This window comes from Thiomicrospira microaerophila, from assembly GCF_023278225.1.
Taxonomy (GTDB): Bacteria; Pseudomonadota; Gammaproteobacteria; order Thiomicrospirales; family Thiomicrospiraceae; genus Thiomicrospira; species Thiomicrospira microaerophila_A.
On the sequence record NZ_CP070959.1, the window covers coordinates 1,926,287 to 1,946,648 of the forward strand.

A 20,362-nucleotide genomic window follows, 5' to 3' on the forward strand; every position below is an offset into this window, starting at 1 on the left:
ATCTATGTCAGCGTCAAAACAGTCATTAAAAACCGCACCCTGGTCGAAGAATGCGGAAAACCAACCCCGACGAGTCGGTGTTGAACTTGAAATTGCCGGTTTTGACCTCGACCACTTAACCCAAATTTTGGCGCAATTCTTTGATTTACGCGTTGAACATCCGGGGCGCTATGAGCGCAAATTAATCGGTGACCCCGCCGGAGGCTGGGTGATAGAACTGGATTTTGATTTACTGAAAAAGATTGGGCGAGAACCGCGTGCACTGGAATTTACAGGACAACAATTAGAACAATCCGCTGAGGATCTACTGGCGTGGGCGGCGGAAATGCTCGTGCCGCTCGAAATCGTCAGTCCACCGCTTGCATTAACACGCCTTGGGCAAGTCGAAGACATGATCAGTCACTTGCGTGACGCAGGCGCAAAAGGCACCTCGGACAGTTTAATCAATGCATTTGGCATGCAGTTTAATCCCGAGTTACCTCGGCTTGATGCCGCCTTTATTACCCGGTGTTTACAAGCCTTTGTTTGCTTGTATGACTGGCTATTTAAACGCGCCAATATTGATATGACTAGGCGCATTACTAACTACGTTAACCCTTACCCTAAGCGCTATGCACAAAAGATTACACAAGCTGATTACCAGCCCGATCTTGTTCAGTTAATCGATGACTACCTCATGGATAACCCAACCCGTAACCGCGCATTGGATATGCTTCCCCTTTTCGCGCACCTAGACTCTGAACGTGTAGCCAAAGTCACCCAAGATGCGCTGATTAAGCCACGACCGACCTTCCATTACCGCTTACCGGACTGCAATATCCATGAGGTAAACTGGGGCTTATATTTGGCGTGGAATGACTGGGTGGAAGTTGAGCGCTTAGCTGAAGATGCTGAACGTTTACAAGCCTGCTGTGAAGCCTATCAGGACTATCTTAATAGCCCATTCAAAAACATGCTTAACAACTGGGCAGACATCACGGAGACGGAATGGCTAAACCCATTATCGCGATAACTGGCCCTCAGAAAGGGGCGCGTGTTCCGCGCTGGCTGGTCGCTTTTGCCATCAAACTCTATGGTGGAACACCACTACAGCTCTATCCAGACGATGCATCCCAAAACCCGTATTTTGATGGGGTGGTGATTACCGGTGGCCATGATGTCGAACCGGTGCTCTACGCGGCTGAACCTGAAGTTGAAGCTAACTACGATGCGGCACGCGATGCGTTTGAAATAAAGATGATCGAACAGGCGTTAGCGCAAAACAGTCCTATCCTCGGGATTTGCCGCGGCGCACAATTATTGAATATTTGCTATGGCGGCAGACTATTGCAACAATTAAAAAATAAACGCCACAAAACCTCTCACCGCTGGACGATTCTTCCGCTTAAAACGCTCTGTCTCGAACCACCAGGCCTGATTCCAACATTGTTTGCATGGCAAAAAACTAAAATCAACAGCCTCCATAACCAAGCCATTGACCAACTTGGCAATGGCCTTGTGATCACCTCGCGCGACTTAGATCACCTTATTCAGTCGATAGAAGACCCTGCCAAACCTTTTGTTATTGGAACCCAATGGCATCCGGAATTTCTACTCTACCAAAAACCCCAACGCCAATTGTTTCAACAACTGATTCAACAAGCCTCAAAACAGCGAAATTTGGAGTAATATATTGTCATGATTCATTTAAACTAAAAAGCGATAATTGATGGCTAGGTTCTACCTCCCAGAAAGCTGTGACAGCGAAGGGCTTCGCAGCAAAACATTTCACATTATCTTTGGCTACCAACAACGCGCCTCCATTCTATTCGATGTGCTGTTGGTATTCGCTATCCTTATTAGCGTGGCTATCTTGTTTGCCGATTCAATTCATGCTGTGCACCAACAACATGGCACGACCCTTTTTCGCATTGAATGGTTCTTTACCCTACTGTTCACAATCGAGTACCTGATTAGGCTTTGGGTAGTCCGCGACCCAGTTCGATACGCACGCAGTTTTTATGGTGTCATTGACCTAATCGCGCTATTACCCAGCTATCTCGCACTGGTATTTCCCGAAAGCGGTCTTCATTATCTAGCCGTAATTAGGATTCTAAGGATCATGCGGATTTTTGACGTATTACACATGCATCGCTATCAACGTGAAACCAGCGTTTTAGTCGATTCTTTTGCCCACAGTTGGCGCAAAATTCTGGTATTTTTGGTCGGCGTACTCACCATTATTATTATCTTTGGTAGCTTGCTTTATGTGGTCGAGGGACCGCAACACGGATTCACCAGTATTCCAACATCAATGTACTGGGCACTGATTAGTGTTTCAACCGTGGGTTATGGCGATATCACGCCCATCACCCCTTTTGGTCAATTTATCGCCTCCATTTTAATTCTGATAGGTTATGGCATTATCGCCGTACCTACAGGCATTTACTCAGCACAAGTCTATCAGTCAATGAACAAACAAAAACAAAAGGATGGCCGTGCTTGCGAAAACTGTGGCACCACAGGGCACCCTACCGAAGCCCAATTTTGTTATCACTGCGGCAACCAACTACATAATTCAAGCGATACCGACAACCCAATCGATCAAAAGGAACACTAATGCAATCTACAAACCCTGACTCGTCCGTATGGTTTGATAGCTTAAATAGCTTCATTAACTGGTTTACCATGCCAATATTTCATACCGAAACCTTATCGCTTTCGGTAACAACTATTTTCGGCCTAATCCTCGTTATTATTTTGACTTGGTGGGGAGCCGCCAAACTCGAAACCCTGATTCAACGCATCACTCAAGGACGCGACTATAAACATGTTGACAGATCCACCGTCTATTTACTTGGACGCCTAACCCGCTATGTTGTTTGGATTGTCGCGACTCTTGTCGGCTTGTCTTTTATGGGCTTTAATTTAAATGCGCTTGCTTTTCTAGGTGGGGCGATTGCGATCGGGGTTGGTTTTGGCCTGCAAAACATTTTTAGCAACTTTATATCTGGGATTATCATTATTTCTGAAAAAACCCTAAAGCTGGGCGATTTTGTTGAACTCAGTTCGGGTACATTTGGTGAAGTCAAAGAAATTGGTCTGCGCTATACGCTAATCACCACACGTGACAACATTGATCTCATCGTACCAAACTCAGAATTTATAAATGGTCAAATCACCAACTGGAGCTACAACGAAAAAAACCGTCGAATACACATCCCCTTTGGTGTTGCTTATGGCAGCGACAAAGAACAGGTTAAAGAGTCCGCGTTGGCCGCCGCTGACAAGGTAACAGGCGTTATTACCCGCGATCCAACACGTCAACCAGAGGTGTGGTTAGTCAATTTTGGTGATTCAAGCCTAGATTTTGAGTTAGTAGTTTGGGTTGATAATGAGCTGTTATCTCGACCTGGCAAAGCAAAAGCATTGTTTTTATGGCAACTAGAAACCGAACTTAGCCAGCGTAAAATCGAAATCCCTTTTCCACAGCGCGACCTGCATCTTCGTTCTGGTCAAATAAAAATTGATTTGCAAACACATACGCTCAAACTAGCAACTAGCGAGACTAAACATGACTAACCCTAAAGCAAACCAGGATGCGGCGACCCCAGAAAATGATGCGCCTTTTTGGCAGTTTATTCATCCAGAGGACTATGTCGTTCCTGAGCTGCATATTCAAAAAGCAACGGCTAATGCTTGGCGAGTATTTAAGAAAAACCTACGGGATGAACCCGCGCACGAAACCCTTTTTAAACCTGAAAACGAACTCCAAGCCCTTTCTGAAGTGCGTCTTTCGCATTTTGTCCCGCAGATTCCTTGGCATGAGGCTGCTGCCGCGTTAGATGCTCAGATTAAAGACTGGTTTAAAAACGACAACCCACATCACAAACACGATAGCGTGAAATTTCTTGTTGGCCAGCCTTTTTCAGGACACGCAAATATTGTACAGATTCTGGGGCAACGCCATAATGCACAGATTATTGCACCCCTTACCCCTGAGCAAATCCTTAATCAGGATTTAACTTGGTTTGATCAATTCACACCTGATCAGCTTTGGGTTCTGCCAGAACTTGAGCGCTGTTTTTTGCGCCACACCCATGGGCTCAGCCTTGTAAGAAGAGTTTTAAGCCTTGCCACCCAAGGTCATCTAGGTCAAGGCATAATTGGCTGTGATAGCTGGGCTTGGGCTTTTTTTCAACGAATTCACGCATGGCCAGCGACCGATGTCTTAACCTTACAAGCATTCGATGCCGAACGACTCACCTCATTGATTTCAGATTACGCCCATCATTCTAAAATGCATATTCATTATCTGAGCGCGATTAATGGTAATGAAATTCTGACCAACGAGATTGATAGCGAACAAACTGACACCGAATTTAATGAACTGGTTGCACATTGTCGGGGCAATCTGGCCTTAGCATTACATTATTGGCAAGAACGGCTTTATGACGACCTAGATGAGGCCAAGTCAGAAGGCCAGCTGATTCCCGATGATGAGGCCGATGACCCTAATGATACAAAGCAAAACGCCGTAAACAATAACGAAGAACCAACAACGCAACTCTCAGCAGGCACTCGTCTCTGGCTTGCCAAAATGCCCGCAGAACCAAGTATGCCAACGGGTAATCCTGAAGCCTTTTTTCTTGTTTTACATGCCCTATTAATCCATAACGGCTTAGATGAAATTGGCTTAGAAAACGTTCTGCCCTACTCGCAAACACGATGCCAAGGACTGCTTGCTCAACTTGAACAAGCCCAGCTGGTCGAATACCAAACCACACGCTGGTTAGTCAAAAAAACGGCTTACCCGACAATCCGCCGTTTGCTGATCAACCAAAACTATTTATCTGATGCTTTTTAGTGAAAAGAGAACAAAACCATGTCTGAAGAAATCAACCTAGGTAACTTTTTTCAAAGCCTAGACACGCCTGCTTTGCTTGAAATCGGCATCATACTCGCTCTTGCAATCAGTTTCATTATGACTATCCAGCGTTTAGTGCCTTGGTTAGCGAATAGCCTCCCCGGTCGTAAACGCCTGCTGGTACTCTCCATTACCCCTTATTTGCGCCTCACGACCATTATTGTTGCGGTTTTACTGATTGTACCGCGGGTGATTGAACCCACCTTTCAAAATATGGTCGCAATCTTTGGCTCTATCGGGCTGGCATTGGGATTTGCCCTAAAAGACTATGCCAGTGGCTTAATTGCAGGCATCGTGGCGATTGGTGAAATGAATTACCGCAATGGTGACTGGGTTAAGCTAGGGGATATTTCCGGTGAGGTGAAACACATCGGCTTACGAACTGTTGAAATCGTTACCGCAGATGATGACCGCGTGCTAGTGCCGCACAGTTATCTTTGGAGCAACCCTGTTATCAACTCTAACAACGGCGATGCACGACTGCAGTGTGTTGCCGATTTTTATCTTCACCCACAACACGATGCAAAACAAGTGCAAGCGCTACTAGAAGATGTAGCACTCACGAGCCCTTACATTTACTTTGATGACCCGGTTGCGGTCGTGGTATTTGAAAAACCTTGGGGCACCCATTATCGACTTAAAGCCTATCCGGTCGACGCTTCCCAACAATTTCGTTTTATCACCGATATGACCATACGCGGCAAAGCCGAACTCCTCAATCTAGGGGCACAGTTTGCTCTCGTGCCAAACGCTGTCCAAAACTGATGGGCTAGGATGTCTTAACCCATTGCAAGCTATATCGACCTAATTACTCTTGTGATCAGTCTCACTGGTGTTAAGTAAGGCGCTATCCTCAACCTCCTCGAGATTAGGACGGTGTTCCTCAACCCATTCTTCATCTTGACGCGGATCCATTTCTGCCAGCATCTGACCCGATGCCGCGGGTACCGCGACATAGACATTCATGTTTTCATCCGGAATACGCTCAGCCATTAACGAATAGCCCCCTAACGCCAAGGCAAACAAAGCCAACACAATAAAAAACACCGTTGCTGAAAACCCAAGAATAAACCCTAACACCAATGGCGCGATAAACGAACCTAAGCCATATGAAAACAATAAGGTTCGGCTAATTTCGACTAGGTCTTTGTTTTCGTCAAACACATCATTGGCGCGTGCGACACTCAGCGGATAAATACTAAACAAGCTCATGCCCAATAAAAAACCAACCGCATAAAGTAACACCACACTATTTTGCCAAACCCAGGGCAACACCAACATTAATACCAACGCGCCGACACTAAAAAACCCAGCCCAAGCCAGCATTTTGCGCCGCCCCAAACGGTCTGATAACACCCCCACAGGCAATTGCGCGACCAACCCACCCAGAATCGTGATCGCCATAAACAAGGACACCACGCTGGCTTGCTCAAACACATTCAATACGTACAAAGGTAACATGGTATAAAATGCGCCGACAAACACCCCGCCAATAAAACTACCGACCAACGCTAAGGGCGCAATCGACAGTAACTTGGGCATACTGTAACGTTCAAAAGGCTTTAATACCGGCTGCGCCACTCGGGTAATCGCCACTAAAACCAAAGACCAAAGCACCAAAATAGAGCCCAAAATAAAAATGGTGGTCGCAGGCCATTCAAACATTAACAGCAGTTGACCCATTGCCAACGCCAAGAAGAAAATAATGGTATAAACCGCCAGTATTTTGCCGCGATCCTCGCTCGAACTTTTCTCATTTAACCAGCTTTCAAGCACGATCAACATCGCATAAAACGCAAAACCGGAAACAAGCCGTAAGCCACCCCAAAACCAAGGCTCAAACCACAACGCATGGCCTAAAAACGCCATCACCATTAAGGCCGAAAAAGCAGAAAAACTGCGCGCATGCCCAACCGTAACAATCAGTTTTTGACTGAAAATCGCCGCTAACATTGCGCCCAAGAAAAACGCAGCATTAATCAGCCCGATCACGCCTTCGGACAAGCCTTCTTGTTTTAAAAACACGCCAATAAAGGTCATTAACAAACCATAACCGGTCGCTAACAACGCAATCGACAAAAATAACGAAGAGATGGGTAATAAGGCACGTTTAAAAAACACAGTTTCTCCCAAAACAACAAAGGCTTTTTTTGCGATGGCAAAAGAAGCCTTGTAAATCAATTAAATAACAACAAAACTAGCTAGGACAATACTAAATTATCTCTATGAATCAAAGATTCATCATCGATATAACCCAATATTTGCACAATGTTCTGGCTAGGTTGGCGCAGAATTTTTTGGGCTTCCTCTGCATTGTAATTCACCAAACCGCGGGCAATTTCAATGCCCTGCTGGTTTTGGCAGATCACCATTTCACCGCGTTTAAAGCCACCTTCCGCTTTGACTACACCCACCGGCAATAGGCTACGCCCCTGTTGAGTCACCACGCGCACCGCACCTTCATCTAGCGTGAGCACGCCGCGAGCTTGCAAGTGGCCGGCTAACCATTGCTTACGCGCTTTCATCGGCTCTAAATCCGGCACGAGTAAGGTGCCAAAATCTTCACCGGCAAACAATTTAGGTAGAATATTCGGCTCCCGACCAGAAGCAATCAAGGTAGCGGTTCCTGATCGTGCCGCACGTTTGGCGGCCATCACTTTGGTGTACATACCCCCTCGACCTAATGCGCCACCTTCCGGACTCGCCATCGCTTCAATATCCTTGCGACTCACCTGCGCTTGTTTAATCAACTGCGCATTCGGGTTTTCACGCGGATTACTGTCGTACAATCCTTGCTGATCGGTCAAAATCACTAAAATATCCGCACCAATTAAATTGGCGGTTAAAGCCGCTAGCGTATCATTATCACCAAATCGAATTTCGTCGGTGACCACAGTATCATTTTCATTAATCACCGGAATCACGCCCTGTTCAACCAGTGTTTGAATGGTTGAACGGGCATTTAGATAGCGCGCTCGATTCGACAAATCATCATGTGTCATTAAAATTTGTGCGGTATGCAGGCCACTTTTAGCAAACTCAGACTCATAGGCCTGCACCAGCCCCATTTGCCCGACCGCCGCCGCCGCTTGAAGTTCATGTAACGCCGTCGGTCGCGTTTTCCAGCCCAAGCGCTTCATGCCTTCCGCCACCGCGCCCGATGACACAATAATCAGCTCAACCCCCTGTTGACGCAAAATTACCATTTGCGCGACCCATTTAGCTAGCTCCTGCTGATTCAAACCTGAACCATCATTGGTTAACAACGCACTACCGAGTTTAATCACCCAACGTTTTGTTTTATTTAGTGCAACGCGTTCCATCGCTTAGATTTCCTCTTGCAAGGCCTGGGCTTTATTTGCCTGTAATGTCCACGAAATTTTTTGCATCAAGACTTCAGTACCTTGGCGTTCAGCGGCGGATATTTGATAAACTTCACCTTGCCAGTTCAGTCGGTCAACAATATCTTTGCACACCGCATCCGCTTCGTCTTCCAACAATAAATCGGTTTTGTTCAGCACTAACCAACGCACCTTGCCTGAAAGCTCTTCACTGAATTTTTCTAATTCTTTTTCAACAATCCGCACCGCTTCAACCGGGTCAGATTCATCAACAGGTGCAATATCAACCACATGCAATAACAAACCGGTACGCGATAAATGTTTTAAAAACTGCACGCCAAGACCCGCACCTTCGGCTGCACCTTCGATTAATCCGGGAATATCCGCAATGACAAAACTGTTTTCTGCAGAAACACGCACAACCCCGAGATTTGGGTAAAGCGTAGTAAACGGATAATCCGCTACCTTGGGGCGCGCAGCCGATACAGCACTAATTAAACTCGATTTTCCGGCATTCGGCAGACCTAACAAACCCACATCCGCCAGCACTTTCATTTCTAACAAAAGCTCACGCGCTTCACCGTCTTCGCCCAGGGTATGCTGACGCGGCGTGCGATTGGTTGAGCTTTTAAAATGCACATTACCTAAGCCATGACGACCACCTTGAGCAACCAATAATTTCTGACCGTTCTCGGTCAAATCACCAATCACTTCACGTGTGTTGATATCCATCACTTGCGTACCAATCGGCACCGGAATAATCAAATGCTCGCCCGCTGAGCCGGTTTTTTGATTCCCCATGCCGGCTTGGCCATTTTGCGCTTTAAAGCGTTTGGTAAAACGGAAATCAACCAGCGTATTCAGATTGACATCTGCAACAAAATACACACTGCCGCCATCACCGCCATCGCCACCATTTGGTCCACCAAACGGAATATATTTTTCACGCCGAAAGCTGATAATGCCATTACCACCGCGCCCGGCCTCAACATGTATTTGTGCTTCATCTACGAACTGCATAGTGTTCCAACCTAGTTTTAGGACTGTATGAACGGAAAACTCCGCTCATGCTTTGATTTTCAAAACAAAAACGCCCTGCACAGCAAACGTGTACAAGGCGTTTTATTTTAACACGCGAACGTTTTAACGATTAAGCTGACTGCTCAACAATCTCAACGTAAGTACGCATTGGCTTACCCTTGGTAACAAAAGCAACTTGACCGTTCGCTTTTGCATACAAAGTGAAATCTTTGCCAACACCTACATTTACACCAGCATGAAACTTAGTACCGCGCTGACGCACGATAATGCTTCCTGCTGAAACGGTTTCACCACCGAAACGCTTAACACCTAAGCGTTTGGCATTGGAGTCGCGACCGTTGCGTGTACTACCTGCGGCCTTCTTATGTGCCATGGTTTTACCCTCTCTGTAACAAGCCTGTTTAGTTTAAATAACCAGGCCTGGTGCTATTCATTTAGAAACTTAAGCTGAAATACCAGTGATTTCAACTTCAGTGAAGTTTTGGCGATGGCCTTGCTTAGAACGAGACTTGTTCTTACGACGACGGAATTTGATGATAGTTACTTTTTTGCCACGACCGTTACCCACAACAGTTGCTGCAACCTTAGCACCTTCAACAACAGGCGTACCTAGTTTGATAGATTCACCTTCACCGACCATCAAGACTTGATCAAATTCAACTTTATCACCTTCGTTAAGATTTAATGACTCAACGCGTAAAGTTTGACCTTGACGAACTCGATATTGCTTACCACCGGTTTTAATTACCGCATACATTTGTAACATCTCCCGGATTGAAAATTCTGCTATTCGGACGATTCTGTTCGAGCCGTCGCTACAGTAAAAGCGGGATTATATAGATTTTTGTTTTACAGGTCAAAGCAATTAAGAAATATTTTTATCAAATTGACTCATATTTCTTTAGCAAAACGCTTTTAAATCGAGCCAAATCATACTAAACTTCACAGTCATTTATTTTATCAAACATAACTATGACTCTGAACGAAATACGCCAACTGATATTACCTGATATTGAAGCAACCGATCAGCTTATACTAGATCGCTTAAGCTCTGATGTTGTTCTTATCAATCAAATCGGTCATTACATTATTAATAATGGCGGCAAACGCCTCAGACCTCTTATGGTATTGTTGAGTGCCAGAGCTTGTGGTTATCAAGGCCAGCACCATCTCATTATGGCTGCAGTGATTGAGTTTATCCACACCTCAACCTTGCTTCATGATGACGTGGTGGATGAATCCGATACTCGCCGCGGAAAGCAAACGGCTAACGAAGTTTGGGGTAATGCCGCCAGCGTACTCGTTGGCGACTTTTTATATTCACGTTCGTTTGAAATGATGGTTGAACCCGGTTTAATGCGCATTATGCAAGTCATGTCAGAAGCTACCAATGTGATTGCTGAAGGTGAAGTGCTTCAACTACTAAACTGCCACGATGCCAATACCGATGAACAACGCTATATGGAAGTCATTCACCGTAAAACCGCCAAACTTTTTGAAGCGGCTGCGCAAATGGGACCTGTTCTGTCTCAACAAACTGAACTTGAAAAACCACTGGCCGACTATGGTCGTCATCTTGGCGCAGCGTTTCAATTAATTGATGATGTATTAGACTACACGGCCAGTGCTGACGAACTAGGCAAAAGCATTGGGGATGATCTAGCCGAAGGGAAACCGACGCTGCCATTAATTTACGCGATGCAAAAGGGCAATGCTGAACAAAAACAAATCGTTAAACGCGCTATTGAATCCGAAGGCATTCTACTGCTAAAAGAAGTGACCGAAATTATTCAGCATACCGGGGCGATTGACTTTACTCGCCAACGTGCTGAATACGAAGTGGAAAAGGCAAAAAAAGCACTTGAACCTCTTACTGATTCATCGTATAAATCAGCCCTTACTGCCCTAGCAGATTTAGCGATAAACCGTTCACACTAGAATCTTTCAAGCTCAATGCCTTCCGACATAAGTTCGAGGTGAGCTTGCAAACGCGCCTCCTCTTCTTTCTTACGTGCTTCAACAAATAACTTATACAAGTCGAGGTTATTTAACTTCGTCTTTTTCCAATCGATACGCCGCAGTAACCAACGCGTCACATACTTAATTATTTTCATTTGATCAATCGAGTGATAAAGCATCTCAGGCTTTGGCCTTAATCCATGCATACGCTCAACACAAATCGTCTGTAATTCAACATCAGGGGTAATTAAAATAAATCCATTATGCATATCATCAAAACTGCTGCTGTAATAAATGCGGACCACACGCCCCATGCTATAAATCGCTTTAGACAGGATAGTCGATTCTGCCTTACCGTTTATGCCGACAGTATTAATAAAAATATTTTGAGTTTTAAGCGAACGAAAAAACTGCTCCACTTCAGAAAAATCAACATCCTTAAATCGCTGCTGCTTTAACTGATTGGCATTTTTTACCGAATCAGAACGTCGCTCTAAGGACTTAAAGAAATAACTTAGCGCCGGGGTAATATCTGTTTTATTTGCCATAGCTTCACCTCAAGGTAATTAACGGCTCAAAAAGCAAAACCTAAAGAAAATAAAAAAGGCCTAGTTCTCCAAACAACAACTAGGCCTGCAATACATCTTACCATCTAGTAAACCCTAAAAAGGTATCAGGTGTGTTTTAGAAAGGTACATCATCATCGTCAAAGTCATTCGGTTGGTAAGCCGGACGTTGCTGAGGTGCGGGCTTTTGTGGTTGTTGAGGTGGACGCTGTGGTGCACCACCGGCCATAGGTGCTTGCGCATAGCCGCCCATTGCAGGTTGTGCAGGTCGCTGAGGTGCGGGGGCCTGACCATAACCGCCATCATAACTTTGGTCAAAACCTACATCACCGCTCTGCCCATAACCTCCCTGAGCGCCTTGATTATTATTGCGTCCACCCAGCATCTGCATACTACCACTGACATCAATCACCACTTCGGTTGAATACTTATCCTGACCTGTTGCCTGGTCTTGCCATTTTCGCGTTTGCAACTTGCCTTCCAAGTAAACCTGCGAGCCTTTCGTGAGATATTGCTGTGCGATTTCAGCCAACTTGCCAAAAATCACAACTCGATGCCACTCAGTACGTTCTTGCTTTTCACCTGTGGCACGGTCGTTCCATTGTTCACTGGTAGCGACACTCAAATTAGCAATCGCATTGCCATTGGCTGCATAACGTACTTCTGGATCACGCCCTAGCGTGCCTACTAAAATGACTTTGTTTACTCCGCGCATAATTACTCTCTCGCTTTAGCTTTTTGAAAATAGTCGATAAGGGCTTCTTCATTCACCAGTTTACGGTCAATTTTGAAATAAGCTTTTTGTTCATCGGGGATCACCACCGCTTCAAACACGCCCTCATACTCACATAGTTTATTTTGTAGATAGTCTATCTCATTTGGATTAACTTGTCCGATGGTAACTGAAGCAATACTCCAAGGATTCGGTTTTTGCATGGTTACGGCTAAGGCAAACCAAATTAAGCCTGAGATTACGGTGAAGGCAAACACCCCGTCATAACCATAATGCTGATAACACAGCCCGCCAATCGCACCGCCCACCGCCGCGCCCATAAACTGACTGGACGAGTACACACCCGATGCAGTGCCTTTTTTATCCGCAGGGGATAACTTCACTACCAACGATGGCAAGGAGGCTTCCAATACGTTAAACGCGGTGAAAAATAATAATAACCAGAAAAACAACCAAACATAGCTTGAATGGAATTGACTCATACCGATTTGAGCCAAGGCAATCATTAAAATCGCACCGGCGAAAATTTGCTTCATTCGCCCCTTCGATTCAGCCTGGATAATCAGTGGCACCATCAAAACAAACGACAACAACATCACCGGCAGATAAATTTCCCAATGACTTAACGAGTCCATACCGGCTTCATCACGCAATATAAACGGCACGGCAATAAACATCGCGGTTAAAATCGCATGCAAAATAAACACGCCAATATCCAAGCGTAATAATTGACCATTTTTTAGTACTTCGGCTAGTTGGCTGGGTACTGCTTGGGCTTCGCGCTGAAATTGCTGATTTGTGATCTCAGGCACGGCATAAATCACCAAAACCATACCCAAAACTGATAAACCGGCAATCACCCAGAAAATGCCACGCACGCCGATAAACTCAGCTAACAACGGCCCCGCCACCAATGACAAGGTAAAAGACAAACCAATGGTAATTCCAACAATCGACATCGCCCTTAGGCGGTAGGGTTCACGCACCAAATCCGACACACTGGCGGTTAACACCGCGGCCACTGCACCCGCCCCTTGCACCGCCCGCCCTAAAATCATCATTTCAATCGAATCGGCCAAGGCACAAATAATCGAGCCGATTAAAAACACAAACAGCCCGACTAAAATCAGCGGCTTACGTCCAAACCGGTCAGACAACATCCCATAAGGAATTTGTAACAGGGCTTGGGTTAGACCATAGGCACCAATCGCCAAACCGATTTGCAAACCGGTAATATTGGAGAATTCCTGCTCGGCAAACAGCGCAAACACCGGAAAAATCATAAACAAGCCGAGCATTCGTGTCGAAAAAATCCCAGCAATCGAGAAGGTTGCGCGCCGCTCTAACGGATTCATCCGACGCGATAAAACTTCAGACATAGATAACCTTTTTTATTTATCGTCCTGCAAACAGGGAGTAGAATTAATTTTCGGAAGATTATACCACCTAGGAGAACCCGTAAATGAAAATCAAAACAATCTCTGGCTTAGCCTTTTACCTTGCATTACTACCAGGCCTGGTGTTAGCGCAACACAAGATTCATTTTTCTATTACTGAACAAGCATTATTTGATAACGATCGGGTCATTGTTCAGTTTAATGCTCAGTTTCAAGCGGATGATGCTCAAACCGTGAGTCAACAGGTCAACAAGGCCATGCGCCAAGCACTCAACCAACTGAGTGATGTTGAGCGCAGTTTTGCCCAAACGGGAAATTACACTGTTCGCCCACAACATAATCGTGCCGGCGTAATCACACACTGGCAGGGTCAGCAACAACTGACGCTAACCCTTCCGGTAGAGCTGGACATTAGCGCACTGCTTGCCCGCATCCAACCCTACCTGACCTATCAATCAATGCAAGCAGACATTAGCCACCAAAAACAACAAGAGGCTGAACAAGCCCTAATCGAAAACGCATTAAAACGCTATCAACAACAAGCCAAAATGATTGCTAAAAGTTTTAATCAAACTGAGTACCAATTGTTAGAAACCCACATCCAAAGCCAACAACAGCCACGTCACTTTGCTCAACCCCGCATGGCATTGGCCTCATCCGCAATGGACAGTGCCCCGATTATTGAAGCTGGAGAGAAAATGGTCAGCGTGACGATCAACGGCATTCTGGTTTTACAGGACGAGTAACAATCTTTTGTCGTAACAGCGCTAGTTGTTTGCCAATCAGTTCACGCTTTTCTTCTGACATGCGTTCAAGATGCTTGACCTGCATCCCCAGCCGGGGATGCCCGCGAAACAGTTCTTGGTGCTGCTCAATAAAACCCCAATAGAGCGTGGTAAACGGGCAGGCCTGGTCGCCTGTCGCCTCTTTAGGTTTGTAGCGGCAGTGTTGGCAATAGCCGGACATCTTGTCAATATACTGACCGCTGGCAATGTACGGTTTGCTCGCCATTAAGCCACCATCGGCAAACTGACTCATGCCCAACACATTCGGTAACTCGACCCACTCCACTGCATCAACATACATGGCCAAATACCACTGATGTACCTGCTCAGGTTTAGCCTGCCAAAGCAATGCAAATAAGCCGGTCACCATCAAGCGCTGAATATGATGGCCATAACCATACTCCAACACCTGACCGATTGAATCCTTTAAACAGGCCATCTCGGTGTCGCCTGTCCAGTAAAACCCTGGTAAATCTTGCTGCGCATTCAAAGCATTCATGCTTAACCAATCGGGCATATACGACCAATACAGCCCGCGCACATATTCACGCCAACCTAAAATTTGCCGAATAAATCCTTCTACTGCGTTTAATGGGGCGCGCCCTTGTTGATACGCCTGTTCGGCCGCCGCCATGACTTCACGCGGATTGAGCAGTTTAAGATTAAGTGCCACCGATAACAACGAATGGTACAACCAAGCCTGGTTAGGCCACATCGCATCCTGATAATCGCCAAACTTGGCTAACCTATGCGTAATGAAATCCTCCAAGGCGGCCAGCGCTTGCTCACGGGTCACCGGCCAGCCAAATTCTGCCAACTTGCCGGGGTGCGGCGCAAAATGAAATTCAACATCTTTAATAACCTGTTGTGTAATCGCATCGGGCGTAAACCTTAATGGCGCTGGCACCGCTTGCGGGCCGGTCTTGCCAAAGCTTTGGCGATTATCCGCATCATAATTCCACTTGCCACCCATCGGTTTTTTGTCGTCCATTAAAATACCAGTGCGCTGGCGCAAGTGCCGATACCAATACTCCATGGTCGGTTTTTTGCGACCCGCTAACCAGGTTTTAAACTCCCCAGGTTCTGCGATAAAGTGAATATCCGGTAAAACATTCAGCGTTGTAGCCTTTTGCTGACACGCGGCTTTAATCTGTTGCAATACCCGATAATCACCTGGCACCACCAACTCAACTGCGCCGACTTGATGGCGAGATAAAAAATTGCCTAATGCCTGCTCAAATCCCACAAAATCATGACTTCCCAAAACCAAATAATGCAGCGACCAGGCCTGCTGCCGCAAAGACTCGGCAAAATGGCGCATCGCGCTTAAAAACAACACCGTGCGCTGTTTATGCGATTGCACATGAGTCGATTCTTCTGGTAACTCTGCCATCCATATCGCATCTTGAGTAGGATCAAAGTCCTGCCAAACCAACGCATCGCGGTTTAACTGATCGCCCAACACCACTACTAATTTTCTAATCATCTTTGCTACCGCCTTGTTTGCCGTGTTTTGCAGACCGCCGACAACGTTCTGAACAATAAATCACCTGCTCCCAATCCTTCGCCCACTTTTTGCGCCAGACAAACGGACGCACACAAACCGGGCAGGTTTTGGTCGGCAACTCGGATTTCTTGCGCATTTTCATTTAAAACAAACTCAATTGTGGGCTATCAACCTCAAGGGTGGCGACGGTTTTTTTAGACCTACGCCGACTAGCCGGACGCAAGCGGCTACCATGCTTAACATAAACCTGCTGCGCTTGTGCGCGAGCACTCGGTTGCTTGCGTAACGCGGCCAGCTGTTGTTTGGCCTCACGCGCTGACTGCTCAAGATCCACAATCGGCCAGGGATAATTTTGTCCCAATACCAGGCCTGCTTGCGCCAACCATTCCGGTGCGGCATCCCAAGGTGCATGAATAAACGCGGCCTCTAAACCAGCCAGTTCAGGACACCACTGCTTGATAAAGCGTCCTTCAGGGTCATGGTCTTGTGACTGCTTAACCGGGTTATACACCCGCATCGCATTAATCCCGGTGGTGCCGGATTGCATTTGCACCTGCGAGTAATGAATGCCCGGTTCATAATCCGTAAACAAACGCGCCAGCAATGGCGCCGTATCGCGCCAATCTAGCCAAAGCTGATAACTGGCAAAACTCATTACCATCGCCCGCATCCGAAACGGTAACCAACCGGTATGGCGCAAGCAACGCATACAGGCATCAACCAACGGCACGCCAGTTTGCCCCTCGAACCAGGCCTGCAAACGTGTCGGATACTGACCTTGGCTACGCAACCCCTCGGTTTCAGCTTGCAAACAGCTAAATTCCAGCGCCGGTTCGGTTTCCAGTTTTTGCATAAAATGACTTTGCCAGTGAAGGCGTGAAACGAAAGCATTCAAAGCACGGTCATTTTTTTCGCCCAGCCTGCCACGCGCGCCATAGGCCGCTTGCATCACCTCACGAATCGACAGACAACCCCAAGCTAAATGTGGGCTGAGCCGTGAACTGGATTGCCGTGAAGCCAACGGCTTGGCAATGTCATACAAATAACGCGATAGATGGCGCTGCAGAAAATCGGCCAAGCGCTGCTCGCCGCGTCGCCGGCCGCCCGGCTGGGTGTGCTCATCGGCCACAATCGGTGCAGGCAAATGGTATTCAAGCTGTTGGGCCAGCCCGTTGGCACTTAATGGCGGCGCCATCAGCAGGCCTGGTAAGCTGGCAGGTGTGGGGATTAAGGCTTGTTGAAAAAACTGGTCGGCTTGAGCCTGCCAATGATCTCGTTGTACAAGGCCACGTTTAATCGGATGCTGGGCTAATTCATACCAAGGAATCTGTTGATCTTGTAACCAACCTTTAACCTGCTTATCGCGTTGATAGCTCCAGGCATTACCGGTTTCTTGATGCGACCAGATCGCACTGATCTGATAATCCTGCTGGAGTTGCGCAAAAACGTCGGTCACCTCGCCAACCGCAAACACCAAGCCTTGCCCCAACGCACGTAAGTCTGCGTCTAAGTCCAGCAAACAATCCGCGACAAATCGCCATTGGCGCAAACTGGCATCCGGCTGTTGCCAAAGATCTGGCTCGAAAACATAGACAGGTAAGACCGCGCCCTGCTGGGCGGCAAAATACAGCGGCGCATGATCATGGATACGCAAATCACGCTTAAACCATACTATTTGAATTGAAGTCTTTTCCATACAGCCTCCGAAAGATTATTATACAACAACCAATACAAGAGCTATACATAAGATTTAATTAAAATCAGGAACTCGATTGCTGAGGCAGGTACTTAGACAGGATTTGGCCCAATAATTTAAAATCGACCGGTTTAGTCAGATAGTCATCCATGCCAACCGCCATAAAACGCTCGCGGTCGCCTTTAATCGCATTTGCAGTCAGCGCAATAATCGGGATAGCCTCCTTTTGCGACGCCGCTTCCAACTGTCGAATCCGTTTTGTGGCCGCAATGCCGCTCATATTCGGCATATTTTCATCCATGATAATCGCATCATAAGCATTCGCCTGATACATCGCCACCCCTTCAACACCATCATTAGCGACATCAAATTCCACACCAATTTTTTTCAGCACCACCTTCATTAACATCTGATTGGTCGGATTATCCTCAACCAACAACACTTTACCTGAAAGACTTGCAAGTTCGACTTTTTTATCAAGCAACGCAGGCTGACTGGGTTTGGCTTGAATAAGCTTGGCAGGTATTTTAAAAGTAAAACAACTCCCCAAGCCTAGCTGACTTTCCAGATTCAGTTCGCCGCCCAACATCTCTATTAAACGCGTGCTAATACTTAAACCCAAACCGGTTCCGCCATACTGGCGTGTGGTTGAGCTTTCCGCCTGAGAGAAGGCTTCAAAAATTTTGGTTTGATTTTCTTTTGCAATCCCGATGCCTTGATCCCTAACCTCACAAACCAACTGCTGACATTCTGAGTCATAGTCAATTTTTAAATCAACGGTCTTACCACTTGGCGTAAACTTAACCGCATTTGAAAGCAAATTGCTTAACACCTGCTTAATTCTTAATGGGTCAGATTCAATTTTCCCGGGAAGATCATCCGCCATATCAAGCTTGAAGCACAACTTTTTTTCTTCACAACGCGCGGCAAACAAATGGGCCACCGAACTCAATTCTTGACGAGGGTCAAAAGCATGAATATCAAGGTCCAACTTATTATTTTCAATTTTACTGAAGTCTAAAATATCGTTAATAATCCCAAGCAGCGTTTGCCCTGAATAGTAAACCGTTCTGAGATAACGCAAGCGCTCAGGATTAATTTCTTTTTCTTTAAGCAATTCAATAAAGCCTAAAATCGCGTTTAACGGTGTGCGAATCTCATGCGACATATTCGCCAAAAACTCACTTTTCGACTTCGTTGAAGCCAAGGCACGGTCTTTCTCTTGTTCCAAACGCTGATTCAAGGCTTCGATTTCAGTAATGTCTGCCAAAGACACAATAAAGCGCTTGAACCGGGTAGAACGGGTGGCGGTTAACTGAAAAGTAAATACCTTTCGATCACGCTGAATTTTGGCACGGTGGGTTTGATCCGGGTGTTCAAGAATATACTCCACCCAATTTTTGTCTTCGAACTTATAAACCAGGCCTGGTTCTTTGATAAAGACATCGCAAATGCACTGATGTTGTTGCAAAAATGCAGATAAATCAGGGTACTGTTTAAAAAAAGCAAAAAAGCCGCCGCTGGCGTCAATAATTTTGACGCCAGCGGTGACGACAATAATATGAGTCTGCGACTCGAGCACATCGGACACATAGGCTTCGCTCGCCTCAAGATTTCGATGTGTGCGGCGTAACTGTCTGGCCACAAAATCAATCATCAAAATGCCAAGTGCCAAAACCAAGAGCGTCAAACCCAATTGTAAATTGCGGTACTTATTTTTTTCAGCCGATACCTGCTGCTCAACCGCCTGCAAACGCTCAACATAGCCCTGTCTTAGTTGATCAGCATACTGAGTTAAACGCTCAAAATCAGGCATCAACTCACGTACATTAACCCTAATCTCCAACATCACCCGAGTTAACTCAGGGCTGAAAGTAAGCATCATCTGATCTCGCTGAACCAAGACAGATTCAAACAGCTCAATACGACTCACCAACTGATTGACCAACTGCAGAATCTCAACCTCAACCTTAAAATCCCCACCGCCTTCAGACAGTTGATAAACATAAGGCTCCATCATAGATTTATTCGAATCCAAAGACAGTTGCCGTAAACTAAAGATACCACCGCGCTGCAATACCTCAACATAATTGATGATATCCTTTTCGGCCTGCTTAATTTGCGACAAGCTGACCTGACGCGTTTGGCTATTTTCGGTAATGGTCAGACGATAAAAGTCAGCTTCGATCGCCTGAACTGCATGCAAAATATTCTCACTCAAGTAGCCTTGATATCGGGTATTTTGGGTGTACTGATCAAGCTGTTCAATGGTTTTACTGACACTATAATTCAGTAGCGCCTGCAAGCCAAAGCCAACAATAAAGACTAAAAACAAACCAATCAAATGAAGATTGGAAGCGGATAACTTATTGCTAACCGGCTCAGAGCTATCAGACTGTTGTTGAAATGAGGTCATAACACAGGATTCAAA

The 20,362-nt window shown here is 46.1% G+C and carries 20 protein-coding genes; 8 read left to right on the forward strand and 12 right to left on the reverse strand.

Going from position 1 to position 20,362, the window contains the following annotated elements; translation table 11 throughout:
• Positions 1 to 4 precede the first annotated feature (4 nt).
• From JX580_RS09290 to JX580_RS09315, 6 genes are read left to right on the forward strand one after another with little or no spacing between them, the layout of a single operon-like run.
• A complete protein-coding gene (locus JX580_RS09290) occupies positions 5 to 1,012 on the forward strand; it encodes an amidoligase family protein (protein WP_248850268.1) in 1,008 nt (335 codons plus the stop codon).
• A complete protein-coding gene (locus tag JX580_RS09295) occupies positions 988 to 1,668 on the forward strand; it encodes a gamma-glutamyl-gamma-aminobutyrate hydrolase family protein (protein ID WP_248850269.1) in 681 nt (226 codons plus the stop codon). The genes JX580_RS09290 and JX580_RS09295 overlap by 25 nt, the downstream gene beginning before the upstream one ends.
• A 40-nt stretch (positions 1,669 to 1,708) precedes the next feature.
• A complete protein-coding gene (locus tag JX580_RS09300) occupies positions 1,709 to 2,599 on the forward strand; it encodes an ion transporter (RefSeq protein WP_248850270.1) in 891 nt (296 codons plus the stop codon).
• Positions 2,599 to 3,561: a mechanosensitive ion channel family protein gene (locus JX580_RS09305; protein ID WP_248850271.1), complete on the forward strand. Its 963-nt coding sequence runs from the start codon at positions 2,599 to 2,601 to the stop codon at positions 3,559 to 3,561. The genes JX580_RS09300 and JX580_RS09305 overlap by 1 nt, the downstream gene beginning before the upstream one ends.
• Entirely contained in the window at positions 3,554 to 4,846 is a 1,293-nt protein-coding gene (locus JX580_RS09310; protein WP_248850272.1) for a hypothetical protein, read from the forward strand. Before JX580_RS09305 ends, JX580_RS09310 begins: the two co-directional genes overlap by 8 nt.
• Positions 4,847 to 4,864: 18 nt before the next feature.
• Positions 4,865 to 5,671 (forward strand): mechanosensitive ion channel family protein, encoded by an 807-nt coding sequence (locus JX580_RS09315; RefSeq protein WP_248850273.1) that lies wholly within the window; start codon positions 4,865 to 4,867, stop codon positions 5,669 to 5,671.
• Positions 5,672 to 5,710: 39 nt separating this feature from the next.
• On the opposite strand, the gene JX580_RS09320 is transcribed toward JX580_RS09315, so the two are convergent.
• The 5 genes from JX580_RS09320 to rplU all read right to left on the reverse strand — a co-directional run bounded on the left by JX580_RS09320 (position 5,711) and on the right by rplU (position 10,045).
• Entirely contained in the window at positions 5,711 to 7,027 is a 1,317-nt protein-coding gene (locus tag JX580_RS09320; protein WP_248850274.1) for an MFS transporter, read from the reverse strand.
• An 80-nt stretch (positions 7,028 to 7,107) separates the two neighbouring features.
• The gene (gene proB, locus JX580_RS09325) at positions 7,108 to 8,229 is read right to left on the reverse strand and encodes a glutamate 5-kinase (protein ID WP_248850275.1); all 1,122 of its coding nucleotides are present in this window, start codon (positions 8,227 to 8,229) and stop codon (positions 7,108 to 7,110) included.
• Positions 8,230 to 8,232: 3 nt separating this feature from the next.
• Entirely contained in the window at positions 8,233 to 9,267 is a 1,035-nt protein-coding gene (gene cgtA, locus JX580_RS09330) for an Obg family GTPase CgtA (RefSeq protein WP_248850276.1), read from the reverse strand.
• Between the two features lie 130 nt (positions 9,268 to 9,397).
• On the reverse strand, positions 9,398 to 9,661 hold the full coding sequence (rpmA, locus tag JX580_RS09335; RefSeq protein WP_248850277.1) for a 50S ribosomal protein L27: 264 nt from the start codon (positions 9,659 to 9,661) through the stop codon (positions 9,398 to 9,400).
• A gap of 69 nt (positions 9,662 to 9,730) precedes the next feature.
• Positions 9,731 to 10,045, reverse strand: coding sequence for a 50S ribosomal protein L21 (gene rplU / locus JX580_RS09340; RefSeq protein ID WP_248850278.1), 315 nt, complete (start codon positions 10,043 to 10,045; stop codon positions 9,731 to 9,733).
• A gap of 215 nt (positions 10,046 to 10,260) precedes the next feature.
• Here rplU and ispB point away from each other — a divergent pair, with 215 nt between their 5' ends.
• Positions 10,261 to 11,226 carry an octaprenyl diphosphate synthase gene (ispB, locus tag JX580_RS09345; protein WP_248850279.1) on the forward strand — a complete coding sequence of 322 codons (966 nt, stop codon included), beginning with the start codon at positions 10,261 to 10,263 and terminating at the stop codon, positions 11,224 to 11,226.
• Here ispB and JX580_RS09350 read toward each other — a convergent pair.
• The 3 genes from JX580_RS09350 to JX580_RS09360 all read right to left on the reverse strand — a co-directional run bounded on the left by JX580_RS09350 (position 11,223) and on the right by JX580_RS09360 (position 13,925).
• Positions 11,223 to 11,795: a hypothetical protein gene (locus JX580_RS09350; protein ID WP_248850280.1), complete on the reverse strand. Its 573-nt coding sequence runs from the start codon at positions 11,793 to 11,795 to the stop codon at positions 11,223 to 11,225. The genes ispB and JX580_RS09350 overlap by 4 nt on opposite strands.
• A 136-nt stretch (positions 11,796 to 11,931) precedes the next feature.
• A complete protein-coding gene (gene ssb, locus JX580_RS09355; protein ID WP_248850281.1) occupies positions 11,932 to 12,528 on the reverse strand; it encodes a single-stranded DNA-binding protein in 597 nt (198 codons plus the stop codon).
• A 2-nt stretch (positions 12,529 to 12,530) separates the two neighbouring features.
• On the reverse strand, positions 12,531 to 13,925 hold the full coding sequence (locus JX580_RS09360) for an MFS transporter (RefSeq protein WP_248850282.1): 1,395 nt from the start codon (positions 13,923 to 13,925) through the stop codon (positions 12,531 to 12,533).
• Between the two features lie 83 nt (positions 13,926 to 14,008).
• Between JX580_RS09360 and JX580_RS09365 the strand changes: the two genes are divergently transcribed.
• Positions 14,009 to 14,689: an SIMPL domain-containing protein gene (locus JX580_RS09365; RefSeq protein WP_248850283.1), complete on the forward strand. Its 681-nt coding sequence runs from the start codon at positions 14,009 to 14,011 to the stop codon at positions 14,687 to 14,689.
• Here JX580_RS09365 and JX580_RS09370 read toward each other — a convergent pair.
• The 4 genes from JX580_RS09370 to JX580_RS09385 all read right to left on the reverse strand — a co-directional run bounded on the left by JX580_RS09370 (position 14,658) and on the right by JX580_RS09385 (position 20,347).
• On the reverse strand, positions 14,658 to 16,214 hold the full coding sequence (locus JX580_RS09370; protein WP_248850284.1) for a cryptochrome/photolyase family protein: 1,557 nt from the start codon (positions 16,212 to 16,214) through the stop codon (positions 14,658 to 14,660). The genes JX580_RS09365 and JX580_RS09370 overlap by 32 nt on opposite strands.
• Entirely contained in the window at positions 16,207 to 16,377 is a 171-nt protein-coding gene (locus JX580_RS09375) for a DUF2256 domain-containing protein (RefSeq protein WP_248850285.1), read from the reverse strand. Before JX580_RS09375 ends, JX580_RS09370 begins: the two co-directional genes overlap by 8 nt.
• On the reverse strand, positions 16,378 to 17,931 hold the full coding sequence (locus JX580_RS09380; protein ID WP_248850286.1) for a cryptochrome/deoxyribodipyrimidine photo-lyase family protein: 1,554 nt from the start codon (positions 17,929 to 17,931) through the stop codon (positions 16,378 to 16,380).
• A 64-nt stretch (positions 17,932 to 17,995) separates the two neighbouring features.
• A complete protein-coding gene (locus tag JX580_RS09385) occupies positions 17,996 to 20,347 on the reverse strand; it encodes an ATP-binding protein (protein ID WP_248850287.1) in 2,352 nt (783 codons plus the stop codon).
• Positions 20,348 to 20,362 lie beyond the last annotated feature (15 nt).

What these genes read in the sequence shown, in the direction of transcription:
- cgtA (WP_248850276.1), bottom strand. Translation starts at nt 9,267, where the DNA reads ATGCAGTTCGTAGATGAAGCACAAATACATGTTGAGGCCGGGCGCGGT.
- rpmA (WP_248850277.1), bottom strand. Translation starts at nt 9,661, where the DNA reads ATGGCACATAAGAAGGCCGCAGGTAGTACACGCAACGGTCGCGACTCC.
- proB (WP_248850275.1), bottom strand. Translation starts at nt 8,229, where the DNA reads ATGGAACGCGTTGCACTAAATAAAACAAAACGTTGGGTGATTAAACTC.
- ispB (WP_248850279.1), top strand. Translation starts at nt 10,261, where the DNA reads ATGACTCTGAACGAAATACGCCAACTGATATTACCTGATATTGAAGCA.
- JX580_RS09370 (WP_248850284.1), bottom strand. Translation starts at nt 16,214, where the DNA reads ATGATTAGAAAATTAGTAGTGGTGTTGGGCGATCAGTTAAACCGCGAT.
- ssb (WP_248850281.1), bottom strand. Translation starts at nt 12,528, where the DNA reads ATGCGCGGAGTAAACAAAGTCATTTTAGTAGGCACGCTAGGGCGTGAT.
- JX580_RS09375 (WP_248850285.1), bottom strand. Translation starts at nt 16,377, where the DNA reads ATGAAAATGCGCAAGAAATCCGAGTTGCCGACCAAAACCTGCCCGGTT.
- rplU (WP_248850278.1), bottom strand. Translation starts at nt 10,045, where the DNA reads ATGTATGCGGTAATTAAAACCGGTGGTAAGCAATATCGAGTTCGTCAA.
- JX580_RS09310 (WP_248850272.1), top strand. Translation starts at nt 3,554, where the DNA reads ATGACTAACCCTAAAGCAAACCAGGATGCGGCGACCCCAGAAAATGAT.
- JX580_RS09295 (WP_248850269.1), top strand. Translation starts at nt 988, where the DNA reads ATGGCTAAACCCATTATCGCGATAACTGGCCCTCAGAAAGGGGCGCGT.
- JX580_RS09350 (WP_248850280.1), bottom strand. Translation starts at nt 11,795, where the DNA reads ATGGCAAATAAAACAGATATTACCCCGGCGCTAAGTTATTTCTTTAAG.
- JX580_RS09365 (WP_248850283.1), top strand. Translation starts at nt 14,009, where the DNA reads ATGAAAATCAAAACAATCTCTGGCTTAGCCTTTTACCTTGCATTACTA.
- JX580_RS09380 (WP_248850286.1), bottom strand. Translation starts at nt 17,931, where the DNA reads ATGGAAAAGACTTCAATTCAAATAGTATGGTTTAAGCGTGATTTGCGT.
- JX580_RS09300 (WP_248850270.1), top strand. Translation starts at nt 1,709, where the DNA reads ATGGCTAGGTTCTACCTCCCAGAAAGCTGTGACAGCGAAGGGCTTCGC.
- JX580_RS09290 (WP_248850268.1), top strand. Translation starts at nt 5, where the DNA reads ATGTCAGCGTCAAAACAGTCATTAAAAACCGCACCCTGGTCGAAGAAT.
- JX580_RS09305 (WP_248850271.1), top strand. Translation starts at nt 2,599, where the DNA reads ATGCAATCTACAAACCCTGACTCGTCCGTATGGTTTGATAGCTTAAAT.
- JX580_RS09385 (WP_248850287.1), bottom strand. Translation starts at nt 20,347, where the DNA reads ATGACCTCATTTCAACAACAGTCTGATAGCTCTGAGCCGGTTAGCAAT.
- JX580_RS09315 (WP_248850273.1), top strand. Translation starts at nt 4,865, where the DNA reads ATGTCTGAAGAAATCAACCTAGGTAACTTTTTTCAAAGCCTAGACACG.
- JX580_RS09360 (WP_248850282.1), bottom strand. Translation starts at nt 13,925, where the DNA reads ATGTCTGAAGTTTTATCGCGTCGGATGAATCCGTTAGAGCGGCGCGCA.